At 65.8% G+C, this 19,743-nt stretch carries 21 protein-coding genes and 1 pseudogene; 17 read left to right on the forward strand and 5 right to left on the reverse strand.

Annotated elements, in window-relative coordinates; all coding sequences use genetic code 11:
- Positions 1–355 precede the first annotated feature (355 nt).
- A complete protein-coding gene (locus IQ782_RS28380; RefSeq protein WP_194138041.1) occupies positions 356–1,438 on the reverse strand; it encodes a substrate-binding domain-containing protein in 1,083 nt (360 codons plus the stop codon).
- Between the two features lie 235 nt (positions 1,439–1,673).
- Between IQ782_RS28380 and IQ782_RS28385 the strand changes: the two genes are divergently transcribed.
- The 6 genes from IQ782_RS28385 (at position 1,674) to IQ782_RS28410 (ending at position 7,424) form a co-directional block, all read left to right on the forward strand.
- On the forward strand, positions 1,674–2,708 hold the full coding sequence (locus IQ782_RS28385; RefSeq protein ID WP_194138042.1) for an ABC transporter substrate-binding protein: 1,035 nt from the start codon (positions 1,674–1,676) through the stop codon (positions 2,706–2,708).
- A 62-nt stretch (positions 2,709–2,770) separates the two neighbouring features.
- Positions 2,771–3,547 carry an ATP-binding cassette domain-containing protein gene (locus IQ782_RS28390; RefSeq protein ID WP_008887888.1) on the forward strand — a complete coding sequence of 259 codons (777 nt, stop codon included), beginning with the start codon at positions 2,771–2,773 and terminating at the stop codon, positions 3,545–3,547.
- Positions 3,544–4,776 (forward strand): sugar ABC transporter permease, encoded by a 1,233-nt coding sequence (locus IQ782_RS28395; protein ID WP_194138043.1) that lies wholly within the window; start codon positions 3,544–3,546, stop codon positions 4,774–4,776. The genes IQ782_RS28390 and IQ782_RS28395 overlap by 4 nt, the downstream gene beginning before the upstream one ends.
- Positions 4,777–4,786: 10 nt before the next feature.
- A complete protein-coding gene (locus IQ782_RS28400) occupies positions 4,787–5,509 on the forward strand; it encodes an SDR family oxidoreductase (protein ID WP_194138044.1) in 723 nt (240 codons plus the stop codon).
- A gap of 1 nt (position 5,510) precedes the next feature.
- Positions 5,511–7,076, forward strand: coding sequence for an FGGY-family carbohydrate kinase (locus IQ782_RS28405; protein ID WP_194138045.1), 1,566 nt, complete (start codon positions 5,511–5,513; stop codon positions 7,074–7,076).
- 177 nt (positions 7,077–7,253) lie between these two features.
- The gene (locus IQ782_RS28410) at positions 7,254–7,424 is read left to right on the forward strand and encodes a hypothetical protein (RefSeq protein WP_194138046.1); all 171 of its coding nucleotides are present in this window, start codon (positions 7,254–7,256) and stop codon (positions 7,422–7,424) included.
- A gap of 732 nt (positions 7,425–8,156) precedes the next feature.
- Here the strand turns inward: IQ782_RS28410 and IQ782_RS30090 are convergent.
- A complete protein-coding gene (locus tag IQ782_RS30090; protein ID WP_420832702.1) occupies positions 8,157–8,456 on the reverse strand; it encodes a hypothetical protein in 300 nt (99 codons plus the stop codon).
- Between IQ782_RS30090 and IQ782_RS30095 the strand changes: the two are divergent.
- The 11 genes and pseudogenes from IQ782_RS30095 to IQ782_RS28460 form a co-directional block, all read left to right on the forward strand.
- Positions 8,455–8,520, forward strand: a pseudogene (locus tag IQ782_RS30095) (hypothetical protein); the annotation flags it as partial. The gene IQ782_RS30090 and the pseudogene IQ782_RS30095 overlap by 2 nt on opposite strands.
- A gap of 31 nt (positions 8,521–8,551) precedes the next feature.
- Positions 8,552–8,758, forward strand: coding sequence for a hypothetical protein (locus IQ782_RS30100; protein ID WP_240989652.1), 207 nt, complete (start codon positions 8,552–8,554; stop codon positions 8,756–8,758).
- Positions 8,759–9,552: 794 nt separating this feature from the next.
- Entirely contained in the window at positions 9,553–10,215 is a 663-nt protein-coding gene (locus tag IQ782_RS28420; RefSeq protein ID WP_194138047.1) for an aspartate/glutamate racemase family protein, read from the forward strand.
- The gene (locus tag IQ782_RS28425; RefSeq protein ID WP_194138057.1) at positions 10,215–11,573 is read left to right on the forward strand and encodes a dihydroorotase; all 1,359 of its coding nucleotides are present in this window, start codon (positions 10,215–10,217) and stop codon (positions 11,571–11,573) included. Before IQ782_RS28420 ends, IQ782_RS28425 begins: the two co-directional genes overlap by 1 nt.
- Positions 11,574–11,635: 62 nt before the next feature.
- Positions 11,636–12,562: a dihydrodipicolinate synthase family protein gene (locus IQ782_RS28430; RefSeq protein ID WP_194138048.1), complete on the forward strand. Its 927-nt coding sequence runs from the start codon at positions 11,636–11,638 to the stop codon at positions 12,560–12,562.
- Positions 12,562–13,332 (forward strand): SDR family oxidoreductase, encoded by a 771-nt coding sequence (locus IQ782_RS28435; protein WP_194138049.1) that lies wholly within the window; start codon positions 12,562–12,564, stop codon positions 13,330–13,332. Before IQ782_RS28430 ends, IQ782_RS28435 begins: the two co-directional genes overlap by 1 nt.
- Positions 13,333–13,450: 118 nt before the next feature.
- On the forward strand, positions 13,451–14,263 hold the full coding sequence (locus IQ782_RS28440; protein WP_194138050.1) for a substrate-binding periplasmic protein: 813 nt from the start codon (positions 13,451–13,453) through the stop codon (positions 14,261–14,263).
- A gap of 80 nt (positions 14,264–14,343) precedes the next feature.
- Positions 14,344–15,123, forward strand: coding sequence for an AroM family protein (locus tag IQ782_RS28445; protein ID WP_194138051.1), 780 nt, complete (start codon positions 14,344–14,346; stop codon positions 15,121–15,123).
- Positions 15,110–15,886, forward strand: coding sequence for an amino acid ABC transporter ATP-binding protein (locus IQ782_RS28450; protein ID WP_240989650.1), 777 nt, complete (start codon positions 15,110–15,112; stop codon positions 15,884–15,886). The genes IQ782_RS28445 and IQ782_RS28450 overlap by 14 nt, the downstream gene beginning before the upstream one ends.
- 7 nt (positions 15,887–15,893) lie before the next feature.
- On the forward strand, positions 15,894–16,556 hold the full coding sequence (locus IQ782_RS28455; RefSeq protein WP_194138052.1) for an amino acid ABC transporter permease: 663 nt from the start codon (positions 15,894–15,896) through the stop codon (positions 16,554–16,556).
- The gene (locus IQ782_RS28460) at positions 16,553–17,209 is read left to right on the forward strand and encodes an amino acid ABC transporter permease (protein WP_194138053.1); all 657 of its coding nucleotides are present in this window, start codon (positions 16,553–16,555) and stop codon (positions 17,207–17,209) included. The genes IQ782_RS28455 and IQ782_RS28460 overlap by 4 nt, the downstream gene beginning before the upstream one ends.
- A gap of 58 nt (positions 17,210–17,267) precedes the next feature.
- Here the strand turns inward: IQ782_RS28460 and IQ782_RS28465 are convergent, their stop codons facing one another.
- From IQ782_RS28465 to IQ782_RS28475, 3 genes are all read right to left on the reverse strand, one after another.
- The gene (locus IQ782_RS28465; protein WP_194138054.1) at positions 17,268–18,395 is read right to left on the reverse strand and encodes a saccharopine dehydrogenase NADP-binding domain-containing protein; all 1,128 of its coding nucleotides are present in this window, start codon (positions 18,393–18,395) and stop codon (positions 17,268–17,270) included.
- Positions 18,392–19,279, reverse strand: coding sequence for a creatininase family protein (locus IQ782_RS28470; protein ID WP_194138055.1), 888 nt, complete (start codon positions 19,277–19,279; stop codon positions 18,392–18,394). Before IQ782_RS28470 ends, IQ782_RS28465 begins: the two co-directional genes overlap by 4 nt.
- The coding region (locus IQ782_RS28475) for a hypothetical protein (protein ID WP_240989651.1) at positions 19,276–19,743 on the reverse strand (468 nt) is incomplete at its 5' end. The genes IQ782_RS28475 and IQ782_RS28470, both read right to left, overlap by 4 nt.

The raw sequence follows: 19,743 nt of genomic DNA on the forward strand, positions 1-19,743 counted from the left end.
GCTCCAGAGCCGAGGCCGCCATGACCGAACATTTCGAAACCGCAATCTCCGTCCTCATCCGCGCCGGAGTGACGTGATGCGAAGCCAGGTCTTGGGGGCCAGGCAAGTGCAGGGGGCTGGACCGAGATGACTTCGGTCACCGAGGTTCCGTCGGCGCGCTTTCACCTTGTTCAAATTGGGGTCGGAGAGGTGCGCTGTCGCGGATAGGTCAAGGAGCAGAGACGCGCCGATCTTTGGGTAGGCCACCATGTTTATTGCATATTTCGACCCTACATGGTGAGCGCGTCGAAATCCTCTCTTTGGCGAGAGTCAAAGAGCCTTGGTGACTGTGACGCCCTTCGGCCGGCCGCCGTTCTCATGACCTCATGTGGTCGTTCGGCATCCCGCGATTGCTGTGCGAAGGCGCTCCGTGCGGGGGCGTGATCTGCGGCAGACGAAGAATGCAGGGCACTTTCGTCACGTCGATCGGCGCATTGGGGAGGTCACTCATCCTCGCCACGAGTGCCGCGATGAGGCTCGGAACGTCCTGCTCGACCATGCCGACATTCTGCGGCAGCAAGGCGCCGAAAGGATCGTAGTCGAAGCTGCCGTAACGCATTGCGGCGGCCTCTGCCGGCGGCAGCGACTGCATCCATTGGACCACGCCTTCGAGGGTGATGGTCGAATTCACGAAAATGCCCCGGGCTTGCGCCGGCATCCTTTCCAGGACAGCGCGCGCCTTCTCGGGCGCATAGCCCGGCATCAGCACGTTGCCTTCGGGCACCTCGATCCCGCGGGCGGCGTGGGCGTCGAGAAAGCCGCGCCGCCGTTCCTTGGTATTGTGATCGTCGAGGCGGCCGCCGATGAAGACCAGCGGCGCCCTGGACCCCAGGTCTCGCTCGCAAGCGTCGAGGATGACGTTCGTGAGGTCCAGGGCACCAGAGTAGCTGTCGGAAATGATCGACGGCGCGCGGCCGCCCGGCAGATCGAGGTTGATCGTTGCGACCCCATTCGCAGCGCAGAGCTCGGCGATATGGTCTGGATTTGTTGCGCCACAGGCCACCAGGCAATCGACCTGGTAGGACAGCAGCCCGCGCGCCGCCTCGACCTCGAGATCGGGATCGCGCTGCGTGCAGGTAATGACCGGAAAGAGACCTTCGGCGCGCGCGGCCTCCTCGAAGCGCTCCGCGATCGCGCCGAAGAAGCGGTTGTCGTATTTCGGGATGATCATGCCGACGATGTTGGATTTCTCGCGGCGCAGGACGCTGGCCTGGATGTTGAGCGCGTAGCCATTCTCCTCGGCGGCGCTCAGGACGCGATCGGCGAGCTTCTGGCTGATTCTGCGCTTCTTCCACGACCCGTTGAGCACGGAGGAGACGGCTGTGGGGGAGGTGCCGACGATCCTGGCCAAATCGTAGATCGTTGTCCGCCTTGAGGAAATTCCGTCACCGGCCGTCATGAGAATGCCTCTCGCAAAGAGTGTTCATTCAGCGATCTTGACAGGATCGAGGGTCGAGAGCAATTATGCTCTATCGGTTGAGCATCGCAATAATACCATGCTCGTCCGATAGAGCGTCCAAAGATGGCGCGCTGGGAGGAGGAACTTGTTCTGGGTGCTGCCGGGCCGCTTGTCCGGAGGACTCCCTCCTTGTGCGCTGCCCGCAGGGCCGGTCTGACATGACAGGAGGAGTAACATGACCCAGACCCGTTTTCTCGCCGCATCCGTGCTGGCGATCGCATCCGCGACCGTGGCGCATGCAGAGGCGACCGTCGCCTTTCTGATGCCCGATCAGGCATCCACCCGTTACGAACAGCACGACTATCCCGGCTTCAAGGCCGCCATGGACAAGCTCTGCCCCGACTGCACGGTGATCTACCAGAATGCCAACGCCGACGTGGCCCTGCAGCAGCAGCAGTTCAACTCGGTGATCGCGCAGGGCGCGAAAGTCATCGTGCTCGATCCGGTCGACAGTTCCGCCGCGGCGGCACTGGTGCAGATCGCGCACTCCCAGGATGTGCAGGTCGTGGCCTATGACCGGCCGATCCCCGATGTACCGGCGGATTTCTACGTGTCCTTCGACAACGAGGGCATCGGTCGGGCCATCGCGCAATCCCTGGTCGACCACCTCAAGGCGTCGGGCGTCGCCGAGGGCGAAGGCGTGCTTCAGATCAACGGCTCGCCCACCGACGCCGCTGCCGGGCTGATCCGCGATGGCATCGACTCCGCGCTCGACAACTCCGCCTACAAGACGCTTTCCGAGTTCGACACCCCGGATTGGGCGCCGCCGAAGGCGCAGGAGTGGGCGGCCGGCCAGATCACCCGCTTCGGCCCTGAAATCAAGGGCATCGTGGCCGCCAACGACGGCACCGCCGGCGGCGCGATCGCGGCGATGAAAGCGGCCGGCGTCGATCCGCTGCCGCCGGTGACCGGCAATGACGCCACCATCGCAGCGCTGCAGCTCATCATCGCGGGCGACCAGTACAACACGATCTCCAAGCCCTCGGAAATCGTTGCCGAGGCTGCGGCAGAAGTGGCGATGAAGCTCGTCAACGGCGAAGAGCCGGAGGCCACCACGACGCTCTACGACACGCCCTCGCAGCTGTTCGTCCCGGCGGTCGTGACGCAGGAAAACATCAAGGCCGAGATTTTCGACAAGGGGATCCAGACCGCTGCCGAGGTCTGCACGGGCGAATACGCCGACCCCTGCGCCGAGCTGGGCATCGAGTAAGCTCCGGGCAAAAGATCGCCGGGGGCAGCACGTTGCCCCCGGTAAAACAGGGAGGAGAGAACATGGAACAGGGTGAACTGATCCTGAAACTGCGCGGCGTGTCGAAGCAGTTCGGCGCGGTGACCGCGCTCAAGGACATCGAGCTGGATGTGCATGCAGGCGAGGTCGTCGCCCTGGTCGGCGACAACGGCGCGGGCAAGTCGACGCTGGTCAAGACGCTTGCGGGTGTGCACCAGCCGACTTCCGGAACCATCGAGTGGTGCGGCACGCCCGTCACGCTCGACAGCCCCGGCACCGCGCTGGCGCTCGGCATCGCCACCGTTTTCCAGGATCTGGCGCTGTGCGAGAACCTCGATGTGGTTGCCAACCTCTTCCTGGGTCACGAGCTGAACCGTTGGGCGTTGGATGAAGTGGAAATGGAGGTTCGCGCCTGGACACTCCTGCAGGAACTCGCCGCCCGCATTCCTTCTGTCCGTGAGCCGATCGCCTCGCTCTCGGGCGGCCAGCGCCAGACCGTGGCCATTGCCCGGTCGCTGCTGCTCGACCCCAAGATCATCATGCTGGACGAGCCGACCGCCGCGCTTGGCGTCGCGCAGACCGCCGAGGTTCTGAACCTCATCGAGCGCGTCCGGGAGCGCGGGCATGGCGTGATCCTCATTTCGCACAACATGGAGGATGTGCGCGCCGTGGCCGACCGCATCGTTGTCCTGCGCCTTGGCCAGAACAACGGCGTGTTCACCGCCGAAACCTCTCATCAGGAACTGGTCGCCGCGATCACCGGCGCCTCTGAAAACTCGGTCTCTCGCCGCATGGCCCGCAAGCAAGGAGAAGTCGCATGAGCGGCGCACAACTCGACCGCGCCGATACGCGCGTCCGCCATGACGAAGGTCTCTCCGGTGCGCTGCGCGCCTTCGTCGACCGCGTCCGATCCGGCGACCTCGGAATGCTGCCGGTCTTCATCGGCCTGCTGCTGATCACGCTGGTGTTCTCGTCCCTGAACCCGGTGTTTCTTGCGCCGAACAACCTCGTGAACCTGCTGTTCGACGCCGCCGCCATCGGCCTGATCTCGCTGGGTGTCGTCTGCGTGCTGCTGCTGGGCGAAATCGACCTCTCGATCGGCTCGATGTCCGGCCTGTCCTCGGCGCTCGTCGGTGTGCTCTGGGTGAACTCGGGCCTGCCGATGATGCTCGCCATCCTCGGGGCGGTCCTTGCAGGTGCGGCGGTCGGCTTCGTCTATGGTTTCCTGCGCAACAAGTTCGAGATGCCGTCCTTCGTCGCCACGCTCTCGGGGCTGCTGGCATTGCTTGGCCTGCAACTCTACCTGCTGGGGGCCACGGGATCGATCAACCTGCCCTATACCTCGCCGCTGGTGAAGTTCGGCCAGATCCTCATCATGCCCGCTTGGCTGTCCTATCTCGCGGCGATCCTGCCGGGTGCCTTGATGGTCTTTTCGGGGCTGAAGACGATGAAGCGCCGGCGTGACGCCAACCTCTCGAGCCCGGGACTGTCGGTGCTGCTGGTGAAGGCCGGCGTGATCACCGTGGCTCTTATCGGCTGCGTCGCCTATCTCGAGCAGGGCCGCGGCGTGCCCTATATGTTCGGTGTCTTCACCCTCTTCGTCGTCGCGCTCGACTATGCGCTGCGCCGCACGCAATGGGGGCGCTCCATGTTCGCGGTCGGCGGCAATGCCGAGGCTGCGCGCCGCTCCGGCATCTCGGTGAAGAAGATCCGCCTGTCGGCCTTCATGCTCTGTTCGTCGCTGGCGGCCCTCGGGGGTGTCTTCGCCGCCTCCCGCCTCGCCTCCGCCTCGCAGCAGGCCGGCACGGGTGACGTGAACCTGAACGCGATCGCCGCGGCGGTCATCGGGGGCACCTCGCTCTTTGGCGGGCGCGGCTCCGCCTGGTCGGCACTGCTCGGGATCATCGTGATCCAGGCCATTTCCAACGGTCTCACGCTGCTGAACCTTTCCTCGAGCCTTCGCTACATGATCACCGGCGGCGTCCTCGCGATTGCCGTGATCGTCGACAGCCTCGCCCGTCGCTCCCGTGCCTCGCATGGCCGCGCATAAGGACAAGACCATGAAACTGAACGGCAAAGCGGCCGCCATCACCGGCGCGGCCAGCGGCATCGGCCTCGCCTGCGCCAAGGCGCTTCTGGCGGAAGGCGCCAGGGTCGTGCTCATCGATCGCGACTCCGAGAAACTTTCCAGGCTCTGCAGCGAGCTGGGTGAGAACGCCCATCCCCTCGTGCTCGACCTTTTCGACGGGCCTGCGGTTTCGGCCATGGTTCCCCGGATCGAGGACCTCGTCGGCCCGCTCGACATCTTCCACGCCAACGCCGGGGCCTACGTCGGCGGCCCTGCAGCCGAGGGCGACCCGGATGCCTGGGACCGGATGCTGAACCTGAACATCAATGCGGCCTTCCGCTGCGTGAATGCCGTCCTCCCTGGCATGATCGCGCGAAAGTCGGGCGACGTCCTGTTCACCTCATCGGTGGCAGGCGTCGTCCCGGTCGTCTGGGAACCGATCTACACGGCCTCGAAATTCGCCGTGCAGGCCTTTCTGCACACGACGCGGCGCCAGGTGTCCCAGCATGGCATCCGGATGGGCGCGGTCCTGCCCGGCCCGGTGGTCACGGCGCTGCTCGACGACTGGCCCAAGGAAAAGATGGAAGAGGCACTTGCGAACGGCTCGCTGATGCAGCCGGAAGAAGTGGCCACGGCGGTCGTCTTCATGCTCACCCGCCCCAAGGGCGTGGTGATCCGTGACATGGTCATTCTGCCCAACAGCGTGGATCTCTGACATGCATCTGATCGGCATTGACGTGGGCACGGGCTCGGCACGGGCGGGTGTCTTCGACGCGCAGGGGGTGCTGAAGGGCACCGCCTCGCAGGAGGTCGCGCTCTGGAAGGGCCCGGGCAATCGCGTGGAGCAATCCTCCGACGACATCTGGTCTGCGGTCTGCACCGCCGTGCGCGAGGCGGTGAAGGCCGCCGGGGTCGACCCGGCAAGCATCGGCGGCATCGGCGTTGATGCAACCTGCTCGCTGGTGATCCTCGGGGAGGGAGGCGCGCCGCTGCCCGTTGATGCGGACAGGAACATCATCGTCTGGATGGATCATCGCGCCACCGAACAGGCGGCACGGATCAACGCCCTCGGCCATCCCGTGCTCGACTACGTCGGGGGCGTCATTTCGCCCGAGATGGAGACTCCCAAGCTGCTCTGGCTCAAGGAACATGCGCCCGAGATATATGCCGCCGCATGGCAGTTCATGGACCTCACGGACTTCCTGACGTGGAAGGCCTCGGGGGATCTGTCCCGCTCGATCTGCACGGTCACCTGCAAATGGACCTACCTGGGGCACGAAGGGGGCTGGGACGCGAGCTACTTCGAAAAAGTCGGTCTCGGCGACCTCGGCAAGGACGGCTTCACCCGTATTGGCAGCCGCGTCGTCGCTGCGGGAACCGCGCTCGGCACCGGCCTTACGGCGGAGGCCGCGGCGCAACTGGGCCTGCCCGAGGGAACGCCCGTTGGCGCGGGGTTGATCGACGCACATGCAGGCGGGCTCGGCACCGTCGGGACCAGCGGGGATCCGACCGGCGATCTCGCCTATGTCTTCGGCACCTCGTCCTGCACGATGACCACCACGGAGACGCCGGCCTTCGTGCGCGGTGTCTGGGGGCCGTACCACTCGGCGATGATCCCCGGCATGTGGCTCAACGAAGGCGGGCAGTCCGCGGCGGGCGCGGCCGTCGACCAGCTGATCGACCATCACCCCTACGCTGCAAAGGCGCATGAGCGCGCCGCGGCGGCCGGGCAGAGCCTGCCGTCCTGGCTCGCGGATCAGGTTGGCGACCGGGAGGTTCTCGAGTTCGTCCAGGGGGTCCACGTCGTGCCGGAAGTGCTCGGCAACCGCGCGCCTCACGCCGATCCGCACCGCCGCGCCACGATCCTGGGGATCGGCATGGAACGCGGCCTCGACAGCCTGCTGGCGCTCTACCTCGCGACGATCTGCGGATTGGGCTACGGTCTGCGCCAGATCATCGAGGCCCAGAGCGCCGCCGGCGCAGAGATCGCCCGTATCGCGATCAGTGGCGGCGCGGGCCGGCATCCGGTGATCCGCCAGATCCTCGCTGATACCACCGGGAAGCCCGTCGTTGCTCCGGAAACGGCCGAGCCCGTTCTGCTTGGGGCCTCCATGCTCGGTGCCTTGGCGGGCGGGTGCCACGAAGATGCCGCCAGCGCCATGAAGGCGATGTCGCGCAGCGGTGGCATCAACCTTCCCAGTCCGGAAGCGGTGGCCGGGCATCTGGATCGCTATGCCGTCTTCAAGCAGCTTCAAGCCATTGCTGCCACGGCAGTTCCCTGACACGAAACTCACGTCGAGTTGCAGGCTTGCGGAAGAATGCTCCGTCGACTTGGTCGAAAGTCATTCTCCAGAGGTTGAGAAGACGGGGTGTATCCCCGCTGACCTCGCCTTCGCGGTCAGCGTTCTCAAGGCCCAGGTGATCAAGGCCGATCGGAAGGATGCGCGGGGATCGTACAGATGACGCGGGTCAACCTGTACCGCCCGATGCATGTCGGCTCCCTCGAACGCCAGCAGCGGCGTGCCATGAGGCGAGCACCAAAGTTGCTGCGGGAAAAGGGGATCGCCGTCAAAAGCGATATCCGGGTCTTGCTGCGCAATCTTGGCCCAAAGGTTGAAACCTTCGCGTGAGAATGGGTCGAAAGCCGAGGTTGATATCTGGTCGCGAGCCTTCCGGAGTTCGCAGGGCGATCAGGGTTTGCCCGATCGACATCTCGGACCGCTTTCGAAGGTCACCCGTTGTGGGGCCAATCTAAGGACTGACGCCAACCTTCAAGCCGTCTGGAAAAGCCAACGCGTGGGTCGTGTGTCCCTCTGTGGCGATGGATGATACCCGCCTTTCTAAGCGATTGGCAGGGAGCCAGTCGCGTGGAGGAGTGGGCCATCGCGTCGCCATGCGGTCGAGACCGATGGCGAACAGATCCATCCGGCAGAGGAAATCTGCGATGCGTCCTTGCCGATCGTCGCGTGCCTCGGCGTCGAGCCTGTTCACCAGTCGAGGACGTCGAAGACCGGGTCCCTCTTGCCGCTGCGGCTGCAGGCCCGGCCAATTCCGGCGGCCAGAAGCGCCTCGCCGGGTCCGGTGCCGCCGCTGTCGGCACAGTGTTCCGCATTGCCCCGCCGGACGGTGAATGGGCACGACCATGCGCTGCTGCAGGACCTCCGCGCTGCGAACATCCACCCGCCAGTAGGGGACGGCCCAGCTTGCGTTTGACACGCCGCATGGCAAGTGGCAGCTCCCCCTGTTTGAAGGGCGCGCCATGGCGCAGGGCACCGGGCCGTTCATTGCAGCGCCATCGGGTCACGCCCGTTGGACGGCTGATCGACAAGAAATTGCCCGCACCTCTGTGGGAAGCAGCGATTTCAGGCCCGCTCCCGGCACAAGAAGATCGTCTCCACCGCCGTTTTCGCGTCTGTCGCCGACGGCTCAGACCAAGGACGCTTCACCGGAAATTCCTCGCAGCGATGGGGTCCTTGGACGCTGTCGCAGAGGCCGCGCGGACAGGCATCGACGAAAACGGCGACTGCCCGGTCGTGTATGTCAAAGACCATCTCCTGCGTCTCGCTTGGATTCCCGCGCCCCTTCGTCGCCGCGGTCGGGGCGGTGGCCTCGACCGGCGGGTAGATCGCGCTACCGGTCATTAGGGCCGCGGCCTTCGTCATGGCCGAGGTCGTCGGCGTGCCCTACACCGACATCATCGCCGCCGCGCTGTTGTCGGCGGTGCTGATCTGCGCCTCGGTCTTCGTGACGGTGCGCCTTGTTTCGGTCCGGCGTGGGCTGGCTCGAGGACGCGGGCCGGGGCTTTGCCATCATCGGGGTGCTGCTGTCCGGGGCTCAGGTGCTGGTCTCGATGGTCACCCTCATCTGCGCCGGGGTGGCGCGGTCGCTCGCGCTCGACGCCGATGCCAAGGCGCTGACCTATGCTGTGCTCGACAGGGAGATCAGCGGCAGCACCGAGGGGTAGGAGAGCGGCACCCCGACCACTTTCTTAGTGTCGGTCCCGTGGAATGTACTGCGCAAGGCATGCGGCCCATGCTCAAGCCAATCACGCGGTGGCGTTCACCCGATGCCGCTCATGGCGCAGTTCGGTGCGTGCCTCACCTTGGCAACCTTCGCAATGCGGGTCGGAGAGCCGGTCTGGGCGGCCGAACAGAAGTCGCTTCGTACCGCCGATGAGCGGCGTTCCAGCTGTCCGAAAGGGCGAAATTGAACCGCGTGCGTGACGCTTGCGAGGGCGAGGCACCTTAGCCTCACCGTCGAGTGGGATGAAGACGCTGCAGAATTGCACAGAAAACCAGCAGAGGGCACGGGAAATTTCTTCTGTGCCGGTCTTGCGATATGTCAGTGTTGATGCCCAGTGATATATCTCTAAAAATCTCAACAGATCGCAACGATGGATGATTCGCTCTTTCATGTATGGGCAAGACCAAAGACCAGCTCTTCCGCTCCGAACGCAGAGCGCGACTTCCGGTGATTGCCGCATCGTCACAGCCGCTTACGCGCATTTTATCTTCAAAACTCTTAAGTGCTTGGCCCGAGCAGAGCGGTCACTTCTGAAGTCGCGCATCCCCAAGGAGCACATCGGCCGGCGGCTCCTTGCTTCATCAAGAGCCACTCGGGACGACATGAGCGCCAAAGCTCGGATTGGCCACGACGTGCACCGAATGAGCCCTCTTCCCGGGTGTTTGGACCCGATCATCGAGAGCCTTCACATGACCGTTCGCACCTCCTGCGGCCGACGAAACTGAAAGAACCGAAATGCAGATTGCTGTCCTGAATCCCAACAGTTCCCGCAAGGTGACCACCTCTATGAATGACTGTCTTGCGCCGCTCATCGCCACGACGCGCCACGCGATCATCTGCGATACGCTGGAAGAGGGCCCTGAAGGGATTGAAACCGATCAGCACGTCGCAGACGTGGTGCCGATGGTTATCGACTATGTCCGCCGCACCAAAGCGGACGCCTTCGTCATTGCCTGCTTTTCCGATCCGGGCGTCCAGCAGGCGCGGAAGGTCACCGACAAGCCGGTGTTCGGGATCGCCGAGTCGGCCTATTGCGCCGCGCTGGTGCATGGCGCGCGCTTCGGCGTGGTCTCGCTCGGACCCTCCTCTATCGCGCGTCACCTCGCGCGGATCGACGGATTGGGCCTGACGACCCGGCTGGCAGGAGACCGTTCAGTCGACATGACCGTGGCCGAGGCAAATGACGTCGATGCGGCCCGCGCAGCGGTCACACGCACCGGCCGTGCATTGATCCACGAGGACGGCGCCGAGGTGCTCATCCTCGGCTGCGCCGGCATGGGCGGGCAGCGCCAAGAACTCCAGGCGGCGCTCGGGCGCGTTGTGATCGACCCTGTGCAGGCGGCCGTCGCCAACGCCATTTCGGCGCTGGATCTGGACTACACAAGAAAGGGTTCGTGATGGACCGCGTTGTCAAAGGTTGCCTTGTCACCCCGCATGGCCGGCTCGACGGAGGCTGGGTCGGCATCGAGGACGGGCGGATCACCGCGATCGGGCAGGGCGAGCCTCCCGCCGCGGCGCAGACCGACGATCATGGGTCGGCACTGATCCTGCCCGGCGTCGTCGATGGCCAGACACATGCGACCAGCTACCTGGGACTTCCCGGCATCGCGCCGACCACGGCGTCAGCCGTTGCGGGCGGGGTGACGACGCTCGTGGACATGCCCTATGACAATCCGCTGCCGCTGGACCGCCCCGACCGCTTCGCCGCGAAGGCGGATGCGGTGGCGCAGCACGCCCATGCGGATATGGCGCTTTACGGTACGGCGACACGCGAGACCGGTGCCGCGCAGCTCGACGCTTTGATCGAGGCTGGGGTGGTGGCCTTCAAGATCTCGTCATTCGAGAGCAGCCCGACCCGCTTTCCGCGCATCGCCGAGGATCTGACGCTCGACCTCTTCGAACAGCTTGCGGCCACCGACCTGCCGCTCGGGCTGCACAACGAGGACCAGGAAATCGTGCATGCGCGTATGGCGCGCGCCCGTGCTGCGGGGATCGAGGGCATTGAGGCGCATTCCACCTCGCGCCCGCTGGCTGCCGAGATGGCTGCGACCGCACAGTTCTTCGCGCTGGCGCAAGCCGCTGGCGCGCACGCGCATCCCGTCCACCAGACGGCACGTGAAAGCTTTGACATCACGGCGATGTTTGCTGCGTCCGGGATGCGCGCGACGGGCGAGCTTTGCGTGCACTACCTTTGGTTCGACGCCGCCCGCGATGGTGAACGTCTGGGCGCACGGATGAAGGTGAATCCTCCGATCCGCCCCGGCGCGATCGACGGGATCTGGGCCTCGGTCGAGGCGGGGCATGTGGCTTTCGTCTCGTCCGACCACTCCAGCTGGCCGATCGACAACAAGTACACCGCCTCCATCTTCGACGCGGGGGCGGGCGTGCCCGGCATGGAAACGCTGCTGCCCGCCTTCTTCACGCTCGCGCGCGATCGCGGTCACGATCCGGCGCGGATGTGCGCGCGGATGCTTTCGGAACATCCCGCGCGCTTCTTCGGGATCGACGACCGCAAGGGCGCCATCGAGGTCGGGCGCGAAGCCGATCTCGCCGTGCTCGAGGAAGGTGCCTTCACCTGGGACGAGACCCGCGCACACGACGGCCTGAACTGGAGCCCCTTCCACGGAGAAACCTTCGGAGCGCGGGTCGTGACGACCTATTTGCGCGGGGCGCCGGTCTGGGACGGCCGCGCGGTTTTGAATGCTCCGGGCTCGGGGCGGCTGGTGAAACGCGCCACGACGGGCTGGTTTGCCTGAAACGACACGCCTTGCCGCCGCGCTGCGGGGCTGGGGATACGAACAGAAAGTTGAGACGAGATATGGGTTTGATCGACGAGAACACCTCCGGGGTCTTCGTGATTTCCGTGACGCCTTTTGACGAGCAGGGGGCGATCGATTGGCGAAGCCTTGATCGGGTGACGGACTTCTATTTCGAGGCCGGGGCGGACGGGCTGACCATTCTTGGGATGATGGGCGAGGCACCGAAGCTGACGCAGGCCGAGGCGTTGGAAATCTCGCGCCGGGTCATCGCTCGGGCCGGGAACCGCCCGGTTGTGGTGGGTGTGTCTGCCCCCGGCCTCGCCGCGCTGCGCGAACTGAGCATGGCGGCCATGGACATCGGAGCCGCCGGCGTCATGGTCGCGCCACCGGGCAGCCTTCAGACCGACACGCAGATCCATGCCTACTACGGGCAGGTGGTGAATGTCTTGGGGCCCGACGTCCCCGTGGTGCTTCAGGATTTCCCGCTGGCCACCAAAGTCGCGATCAGCGACGAGGTTCTGGCGCGGATCATCAACGATTTTCCCTCGATCAAGATGCTCAAGCACGAGGATTGGCCGGGCCTGCAGAAGATCACCAAGATCCGTCAGGCCGAGGCGGCCGGACAGCGCCGCATCTCGATCCTTTGCGGCAATGGCGGCGGTTTCCTGGCCGAGGAAATGGCGCGCGGCGCGGATGGCGCGATGACCGGCTTCGGCTACCCCGAGATGATGGTGCAGATCGCCCGGCTGATGACGGCGGGTGAAAAAGATCGGGCGCATGACCTCTTTGACGCCTATCTGCCGCTGATCCGCTACGAGTCGCAGCCCGGCCTTGGGCTCGCCGTTCGCAAGCACGTGCTGGCACAGCGCGGCGCCATTGCTTCGCCCGCCCTGCGCGCGCCGGGCTCGGGGCTGACGGCCGCTGCCGCAGCAGAGGTCGACTACCTGATCAGCCGGCAGGAACGCCGCCTTAAGGAGCTTGGCTGATGGATTTCGGACTGCAGGGAAAAACCGCCCTTGTACTTGGTGCCAGCCGCGGCCTTGGCGCGGCCTGCGCGCAGGAGCTGGCCCGCGAGGGCGTGAGGGTCTTCGCCGCCGCGCGCGATCTTGAAGCGATCAGGGCGTGGGCGGCAGAGTTCGGCGATCTCGTGACGCCGGTCGCGCTCGACATGACCGATGCAGGCAGTGTTTCGGACCTCGCCGCACAGATGGCCGCGCAGGGTATCGACATTCTGGTGAACAACTCCGGCGGCCCCAAGCCCGGCCCGGCGATGGCGCAAACGCCCGAGGCCTGGGAAGAGGCATGGGCGGCAATGGCGGGTCCGATCATGAAGCTCACCTCGGCGCTTCTGCCGGGAATGAGCGAGCGCGGATTCGGGCGGATCATCACCATCGGCTCTTCCGGGATCGAGGCGCCGATCCCCAATCTCGCGCTGTCAAACGGTGTGCGCGGGGCGCTGGCGGGCTGGTCGAAGACCCTCGCGGCAGAGGTCGCCGCCGATGGCATCACGGTCAACATGATCCTGCCGGGCCGCATTGCCACGGACCGGGTCGCGCAGCTGGACGAGGCCGCGTCGAAGCGGACCGGCAAGAGCGTCGGTGACGTGCAGGCAAGCTCGCGCGCGACGATCCCCGCCGGGCGCTACGGCAAGCCCGAGGAATTTGGTGCGGTCGCGGCGTTTCTCGCGTCCACACGGGCCTCTTTCGTCACCGGGTCCATGATCCGGGTCGATGGCGGCATGCTGCGGCATCTCTGACGCGGCCCTGAACGACGGGGACGGGCCGCGCAGGCCCGGTCCCGCCCCGGAAGGATCGGCACCAAGACCGGCCCCGGAAAGACACGACTTTTCCGACACTTGAACCAAGGAGGTCTGGATGACCGAACGTGCTATGGCCGCGATGGCGGTTTTGGCAGCAGGAGCCCTTTTGGCTGGCCCTGCCGCTGCCGATTTCAAGAATGAACTTCTCAGGGCCGACACCATCGTTGTCGGGACAACCGGCTCTGCTCCGCCGTTCTCGATGATCGGGGATGATGGTGAGCTGGACGGCTTCGATGTGGCCGTGATGACCAAGCTGGCGGAAGACCTCGGCGTCAGTGTCGAGTTTGAACAGCTGGACTGGGCAGGTCTTCTGCCGGGCCTCGCCTCGGACCGCTTCGACGTCGTCTCCTCGGGCGTAACCCGTACCGCAGAGCGCCTCGCGTCGGACGACCTGATCATGCTCTCGCCCTACATCATCAACGGCGTGGCGATCACCAAACTGGCGGCGAATGACGAGATCGGTGGCTGGGAGGATGTCTGCGGCAAGACCGTGGGTGTGATCCGCGGGTCCGCCGAGCTTGGCCTGATCGAAGCCTCGCTACCCGAGGGCTGCCTTGGCAAGGTCAGCGAGTATCCCGGCTGGACCGAGATGTCGCTCGACCTCAAGAACCACCGCATCGACTGGATCGGCATGGATTACCTCGGCCCGTCCTATCTCGCGGCGAAGGACGAGCTGATCACCGTGCTTCCGGACGTGCGCTCGCCCAAGACCCAGTCCGTTGCCGTTGCCCCCGGTGACGACGAGCTGGCGGCAGCGCTGGACAAGCTGATCGCGGCCTACCGCGAGGACGGCACGCTCAACGCGCTGGTCGAGGAGTATTTCGGTCAGCCCGTCGATTTCACCCAGATGCCTGCCGACCCGTCCTGAGCGGGTTCCCACGAAACGCATCCAGAACAATCGGTCCCGCCCGCGAATGGCGGGGCCAAGAAACCAAAGGACCCTCTCTCATGCCGACCAAGATCGGGATCATCACCACGGGCCAAAGCCCGCGCAACGAATACGTCAGCTTCCACACCAATGCCCTCACCGCCATGGGCCTCGAGGTCGAGGTGACCGAAAAGGCCTGCCTCGACGGGCTCACCCGCGCCGAGATCGCCGCGCATGAAATCTCGCCCGAGGATGGGCTCGGGATCGGCTGCTACGTGCACAACACCACGCCCGACGATCGCCGCATGGGCGCGGGCTGGGAAGAGATCTTCGTGGCCCAGGACTGGTATCTGGAACGCGCGCAGGCGGCGATCGACGCCCACGTGGCCGACGGCGCCGAGATCATCCTGATGTGCTGCGCCGAAATGTACCCCGAAGGCGCGCTGTCCTCGCCGGTGCCGCTGCTGCTGCCCTATCAGCTGATGTTCGATCTTGTGCGGCGTCAGGCCGAAGCGCGCGGCGGGCTCAAGCTGGCGCTGCTGCTGCCGACCGAGTGGCACATCGATCAGGACCGCGCCACCTGGACCTCGCAGCCGTGGATGGAAAACGTCGAGAGTCACTTCGGCATCGGCATCGCCACCGGCGAGGCCCTCGATCAACTGGCGCCCGAGGGTCCGTTCGACCTGGCGCTGATCTGGGGCTACGGCGATGGTCTTGCCCCGCATGACCCCGAGGATCTGCTTGCCGACATCTCGGCCCGGCTGGGCTGCCCGGTTGTCACGCCCAATGTGCTCAACGTCTTCAATGCCCGGATGCTGACCTCTCCCGCCTGGCCGGAGCGTATCCATGTCCGCCACTGACGGGCCGCTGCTCGAGGTTGCGGGGCTGGAAAAGACGCTGGGCGCACAGCATGTGCTGCGCGGCGTCGATTTCGCCGTCAATCGCGGCGAGGTGCTGGCCATCATCGGCGCGTCAGGGTCGGGAAAATCGACGCTGCTGCGCTGCCTCAACCTGCTGATCCGCCCCGACAACGGGCGGATCCTCTGGCAGGGGCGCGAGGTTGGCTGGGTGCAGAATGCTGGCAAGCGCATGCCCGCGCGCGAGCGTGACCTGCTTGGCTACCGCACCCAGATCTCGATGGTCTTCCAGAGCTTCAACCTGTTTCCGCACATGACCGCGCTGCAAAATGTCATGGAAGCCCCGGTGATGGTGATGAAACGGCCCCGTGACGAGGTGAGGGCCGAGGCCGAGGCGCTGCTCGAGAAGGTGCGCCTGTCGCATCGCGCCAGCGCCTATCCGCATCAGATGTCGGGTGGCGAGCAGCAGCGCGTGGCCATCGCCCGTGCACTGGCCATGCGTCCCGAAGCGCTGCTGTTCGACGAGGTCACCTCGGCGCTCGATCCCGAACTCAAAGGCGAAGTGCTTTCGGTGATGCGCGACCTTGCCTCGGAGGGGATGACCATGGTGTCGGTCAGCCACGAGATGGGCTTTGTCCGCAATGTCGCCGATCGTGTGGTGTTCATGCACAAGGGCCGGGTCTGCGAGGCGGGCGATCCCAAGGACGTCCTTGCCAATCCGTCGACACCAGAGCTGCAGGCCTTCGTGCGCAGCGTGACGGATTGAGGCGCGCATGGACGTTCTTGCAACGCAGATGCCCCGCTTCCTGCAGGCGATCTGGCTGACCATCTGGTTGTTTGCGCTCATCGCCACCGTCTCGACCCTTCTGGGGCTGTCGCTGGCGCTCTTTGTCAACGGCCCGCGCGGACGCCGCGCGCTCTCGGTCTATACGTGGATCTTCCGCGGCCTGCCCGAGCTTGTGGTCCTGCTGTTCTGCTTTCTCGCGCTGCCGCGCATCGGGATCGATCTCGGCGCCATCGGTTCGGCCTTTCTGGCCTTCGTGCTGATCGGCACCGCGTTTCATGCGGAGATTTTTCGGGCCGGCCTCGCCGCCATTGACCCGCGGCTGATCGAGACCTCGCGCAGCCTGGGCATGGGGCGCATGCTGATGCTGCGCCGCGTGATCATCCCCCAGCTTGCGCGGATCTCCGTGACCCCCTGGGCAACCTTTCTGGCGGGCAACGTGAAGATGCTGTCGCTGGCCTCGGCGGTCTCCGTCGGCGAGGTGATGATGGTCACGCGCCAGAGCCTCGCGATCTCGAACGATCCCATGACGCTCATCCTGTTTGCCGGCGCGGTCTACGCCGCGATGGCGAGCGTGGTGATGGTGGCCGAATTGCTGCTCTCGGGGCTGATGCGTCGCCGCTATGGCCCGATCAATGGAGGCATGACATGAACTGGAGTGTCGTGACGGACAACGCCGGGCTGTTGCTCGAGGCCTTCGGCACCACCTTGTGGGTCGCAGGCGCGACGATTGTCCTTTCGGTGGTGCTGGCCTTTCCCCTCGCGGTGATGCGCGACGGACCAATCCGCAGCCTGCGCATCGTGTCGGCCGTCTTCTCGTGGGTGATGCGTGCGACACCGGCGTTGACGCTGCTCTTCCTGACCTATTTCGGGCTGCCGCAGGTCGGCATCTATCTCGCGGCGGTTCCGGCAGCGATCGCCGGGCTCACGCTCTCGGCCACCGGCTACAACATGGAGTACATCCGCGCCGGGCTGCGCGCGGTCCCCTCGACCCAGTACGAGGCGGCACGGGCGCTAGGCATGCCCTTCCCGATGATCCTGCGCCGGGTGATCGTACCGCAGGCGATCCGGACCATCATGCCGCCGCTGACCTCGAACCTGACCCTGGTGATGAAAGGCTCGTCACTGGCCGGGATGGTGGCGGTGACCGAGTTGACCGGCGCCGGGATGGCGCTGATCTCGCGCACCTACCAGCCCTTCGAGATCCTCATCGTGATCGGACTGGCCTATCTGATGCTCAACGGTGTGCTGATCTGGCTGCAGCACCGCGTCGAAAACTGGTTGTCGCTGCCCGGTCAGGGCTGAACATTTGGACCCGCCATAAAGATCGGCCCGCAACCTCGGTTGCGGGCCGTTTTGTTTGTTACGCCGCGATCCGCCGGCTCAGTGCCGCGCGAAGCGCAGCGGCCGCCTGCGGAATATCGCCCGGTGACAGTCGCGCGACGTCCACGCCGAATTCCTCGCGAACTGCCGCCGCGCAGATATCCGTCGCGATCAGGGTGCCATCGTCCTTGATCTCGGCAATGCCCCCTTTGAGCTGACCGGCGTGCGCGGTGTCCAGCGCCGCCTGCGGGTCGAGCCCGGGCACCGGCAACACCTCCACACGATCGGCCCAGACCCGGATCGGCCAGCCGCCGGGCTTCCCGTCCGGCCCGGCTCCATGCTGATAGCTGCCGTCGTCGCGCAGCGCTGCCAGCACGGTCTTCACGCCCGAGGCCGCGGTGCGGCTTTCCTGCGGCACCTGACGTATCCGGCGGGCGCTCTCGGCCATCAGCGCGTTGAGGTCGAGCGTGTCGGTCACGTCGCACCCCTCGACCAGCACGCGCGCAAGCCAGGGCGCAGCCCCGGCATTGCCCGAGCGCTGGAACCATTCGGCCACCGAGTGATGCGCCATGATCATCGGACGGACCGACAGCGCCGAGACGCCCATGTGCTGCGCAACCATGGCCTGCAGCTCGGCGGCCATGTTGTCGACATTTCCGATGCCGGTCAGTGGCTTCGGGCCACCCGAGACTCCGGCGGTGCGCGTCAGCACCTGGTTGGCGAAGTCGGGAAAAGGGGCGGTGATCAAGCTGCAACTGTGCCCGGCCAGACCCAGCGCTTTCTGGACCGACAGCCCAAGCGCAAGATGCGCGGCGAGGAAGCCCCCCATGCCGGCGCTGCGGATCCGCTCGAACACCTCTGGCGGCAGGCCGCGGGCCATCTCGGGCACCGAGATCATCGTCGCTGCGTGGAACAGGGCGCGCGGCCTGGTCCGGGCGATGACCTCGGCCAATGCGGCGCTGTCGCCCAGGTCCAGCCCGTGCGCCTCGATGCGGACGTGGCGACCTTCCTGCAGCGCGCCAAGCGTGGCGCGCCAGGCAATGCCTTCGGCGCGGGGACCATCCCGGTCGATCAGGCAGATGCGGGTGATTTCCGGACGGCGGGCAAGGTATTCGACCGCATGGGCGCCCACCGCGCCAGCACCGGTGATCATCACGTCAAAGCTCATTGCGACACCTTCTTGGTCAGGGGCTGTGCAATGCCCGGTTTCGCTGGATCCGGAGCCACGCCCAGCCGAAGCGGCGTTTGGGCGAACTTCTCGAGGAAATCCGCAAGGCCAGCCACCGTGACCTCAAGCACCGCCGCGCCGGTTTCTGGCGTGGAGGCGCCCGGGTCCCCGTAGTAGCCGCAGTCGTCGGCATGGAAGATCGCGGCCCAGCCTGCGCCGGCGTCGGTCACCGGATCGTCGGAGCATCCCGGCGCGACCCACGGCTGGATCAGCCGCGGCTCAAGTCCCGCGCTGCGCTCTGCCAATAGTGCGGCCTCGGCCGCGCCGAGGACCTGCCCCGCCAGGACCGTTTCCTGTTCGCAGGCGTGGCCGGGGCGCGGCAGATCGCCTTTCAGAAGCGCCACCATCGCGTCATAGGACGGGGCGAAGTAGTCCACCATGCCGACCGCATGGCCATCGGTGATCATCTCGCCCACCAGCGCACGAAGCGGCGCGGAGTTGCCGCCGTGCCCGTTGACGAAGATCGCCCGCGGGAACCCGGCATCGAGCACCGATCGGGCGACATCGCGCAACATGGACAGGTAGGTGTCGAGCCGCAGCGAGATGGTGCCCGGCCAGCTGAGGTGATGCGGCGTGAAACCGAAGGAGACGACCGGCGCGACGATCACCTCGACCTCGGTGATACGGGCGGCGGCCATCTCGGCGACGGCGGCACTCAGCAGGCTGTCGGTCTCGACCGGCAGGTGATCGCCATGTTGCTCGATCGAACCGGTTGGAATGATCACCAGCGCGCCGCGGTCGCGCGCGGCGGTGATCTCGGCCCGGGTCATCTGCGACCAGATCAGGTGGCGCGGAGCGAAGTGGCGGGACGTTTCGGTGGTCATGTGCGGTTCCAGTCGGCGGGAAGGTGATCAAGATCGTTCAACGCCGGCATCAGCAGGTTGCGGAGGTGCAGCACGGTGGCGCGGTGCGGCAGGATCAGCGGCGCGCCGATGGCGCGCTCCAGCGCGGGGATCTCGTCGCGGGCATCATAGGGCGCAAGGCCGACGCCATAGCCGAAGAAGAAGGCGTATTCGACCTCGGCTGCGCCAAGTGCTTGGGCCGCCTCCAGCCACGTGGAGGTGATCGGCGAGACCACCACCTCGATCTGATCGGCGAAGGGGCGCGACAGCCAGTCGGCGCGGTCGTGATCGGCGTGCTCGGCATCGACGATGACGCCGACCCTGGGCTTGCGCGACGACCCTTCGGCAATGGTCTGCGCCAGCGCGAACATGAGATAGTGCCCCCGCGCGTGGTGTAGGAGCGTCGACCTTCGGAGAGGTCCGGGTCTGATCAGGATGCCACGGCG

This window comes from Salipiger mangrovisoli, assembly GCF_015223355.1.
Classification (GTDB): domain Bacteria; phylum Pseudomonadota; class Alphaproteobacteria; order Rhodobacterales; family Rhodobacteraceae; genus Salipiger; species Salipiger mangrovisoli.

Coding starts and splice junctions, on each gene's coding strand:
- IQ782_RS28380 (WP_194138041.1), bottom strand. CDS start 1,438: ATGACGGCCGGTGACGGAATTTCCTCAAGGCGGACAACGATCTACGAT.
- IQ782_RS28385 (WP_194138042.1), top strand. CDS start 1,674: ATGACCCAGACCCGTTTTCTCGCCGCATCCGTGCTGGCGATCGCATCC.
- IQ782_RS28390 (WP_008887888.1), top strand. CDS start 2,771: ATGGAACAGGGTGAACTGATCCTGAAACTGCGCGGCGTGTCGAAGCAG.
- IQ782_RS28395 (WP_194138043.1), top strand. CDS start 3,544: ATGAGCGGCGCACAACTCGACCGCGCCGATACGCGCGTCCGCCATGAC.
- IQ782_RS28400 (WP_194138044.1), top strand. CDS start 4,787: ATGAAACTGAACGGCAAAGCGGCCGCCATCACCGGCGCGGCCAGCGGC.
- IQ782_RS28405 (WP_194138045.1), top strand. CDS start 5,511: ATGCATCTGATCGGCATTGACGTGGGCACGGGCTCGGCACGGGCGGGT.
- IQ782_RS28410 (WP_194138046.1), top strand. CDS start 7,254: ATGACGCGGGTCAACCTGTACCGCCCGATGCATGTCGGCTCCCTCGAA.
- IQ782_RS30090 (WP_420832702.1), bottom strand. CDS start 8,456: ATGACGAAGGCCGCGGCCCTAATGACCGGTAGCGCGATCTACCCGCCG.
- IQ782_RS28420 (WP_194138047.1), top strand. CDS start 9,553: ATGCAGATTGCTGTCCTGAATCCCAACAGTTCCCGCAAGGTGACCACC.
- IQ782_RS28425 (WP_194138057.1), top strand. CDS start 10,215: ATGGACCGCGTTGTCAAAGGTTGCCTTGTCACCCCGCATGGCCGGCTC.
- IQ782_RS28430 (WP_194138048.1), top strand. CDS start 11,636: ATGGGTTTGATCGACGAGAACACCTCCGGGGTCTTCGTGATTTCCGTG.
- IQ782_RS28435 (WP_194138049.1), top strand. CDS start 12,562: ATGGATTTCGGACTGCAGGGAAAAACCGCCCTTGTACTTGGTGCCAGC.
- IQ782_RS28440 (WP_194138050.1), top strand. CDS start 13,451: ATGACCGAACGTGCTATGGCCGCGATGGCGGTTTTGGCAGCAGGAGCC.
- IQ782_RS28445 (WP_194138051.1), top strand. CDS start 14,344: ATGCCGACCAAGATCGGGATCATCACCACGGGCCAAAGCCCGCGCAAC.
- IQ782_RS28450 (WP_240989650.1), top strand. CDS start 15,110: ATGTCCGCCACTGACGGGCCGCTGCTCGAGGTTGCGGGGCTGGAAAAG.
- IQ782_RS28455 (WP_194138052.1), top strand. CDS start 15,894: ATGGACGTTCTTGCAACGCAGATGCCCCGCTTCCTGCAGGCGATCTGG.
- IQ782_RS28460 (WP_194138053.1), top strand. CDS start 16,553: ATGAACTGGAGTGTCGTGACGGACAACGCCGGGCTGTTGCTCGAGGCC.
- IQ782_RS28465 (WP_194138054.1), bottom strand. CDS start 18,395: ATGAGCTTTGACGTGATGATCACCGGTGCTGGCGCGGTGGGCGCCCAT.
- IQ782_RS28470 (WP_194138055.1), bottom strand. CDS start 19,279: ATGACCACCGAAACGTCCCGCCACTTCGCTCCGCGCCACCTGATCTGG.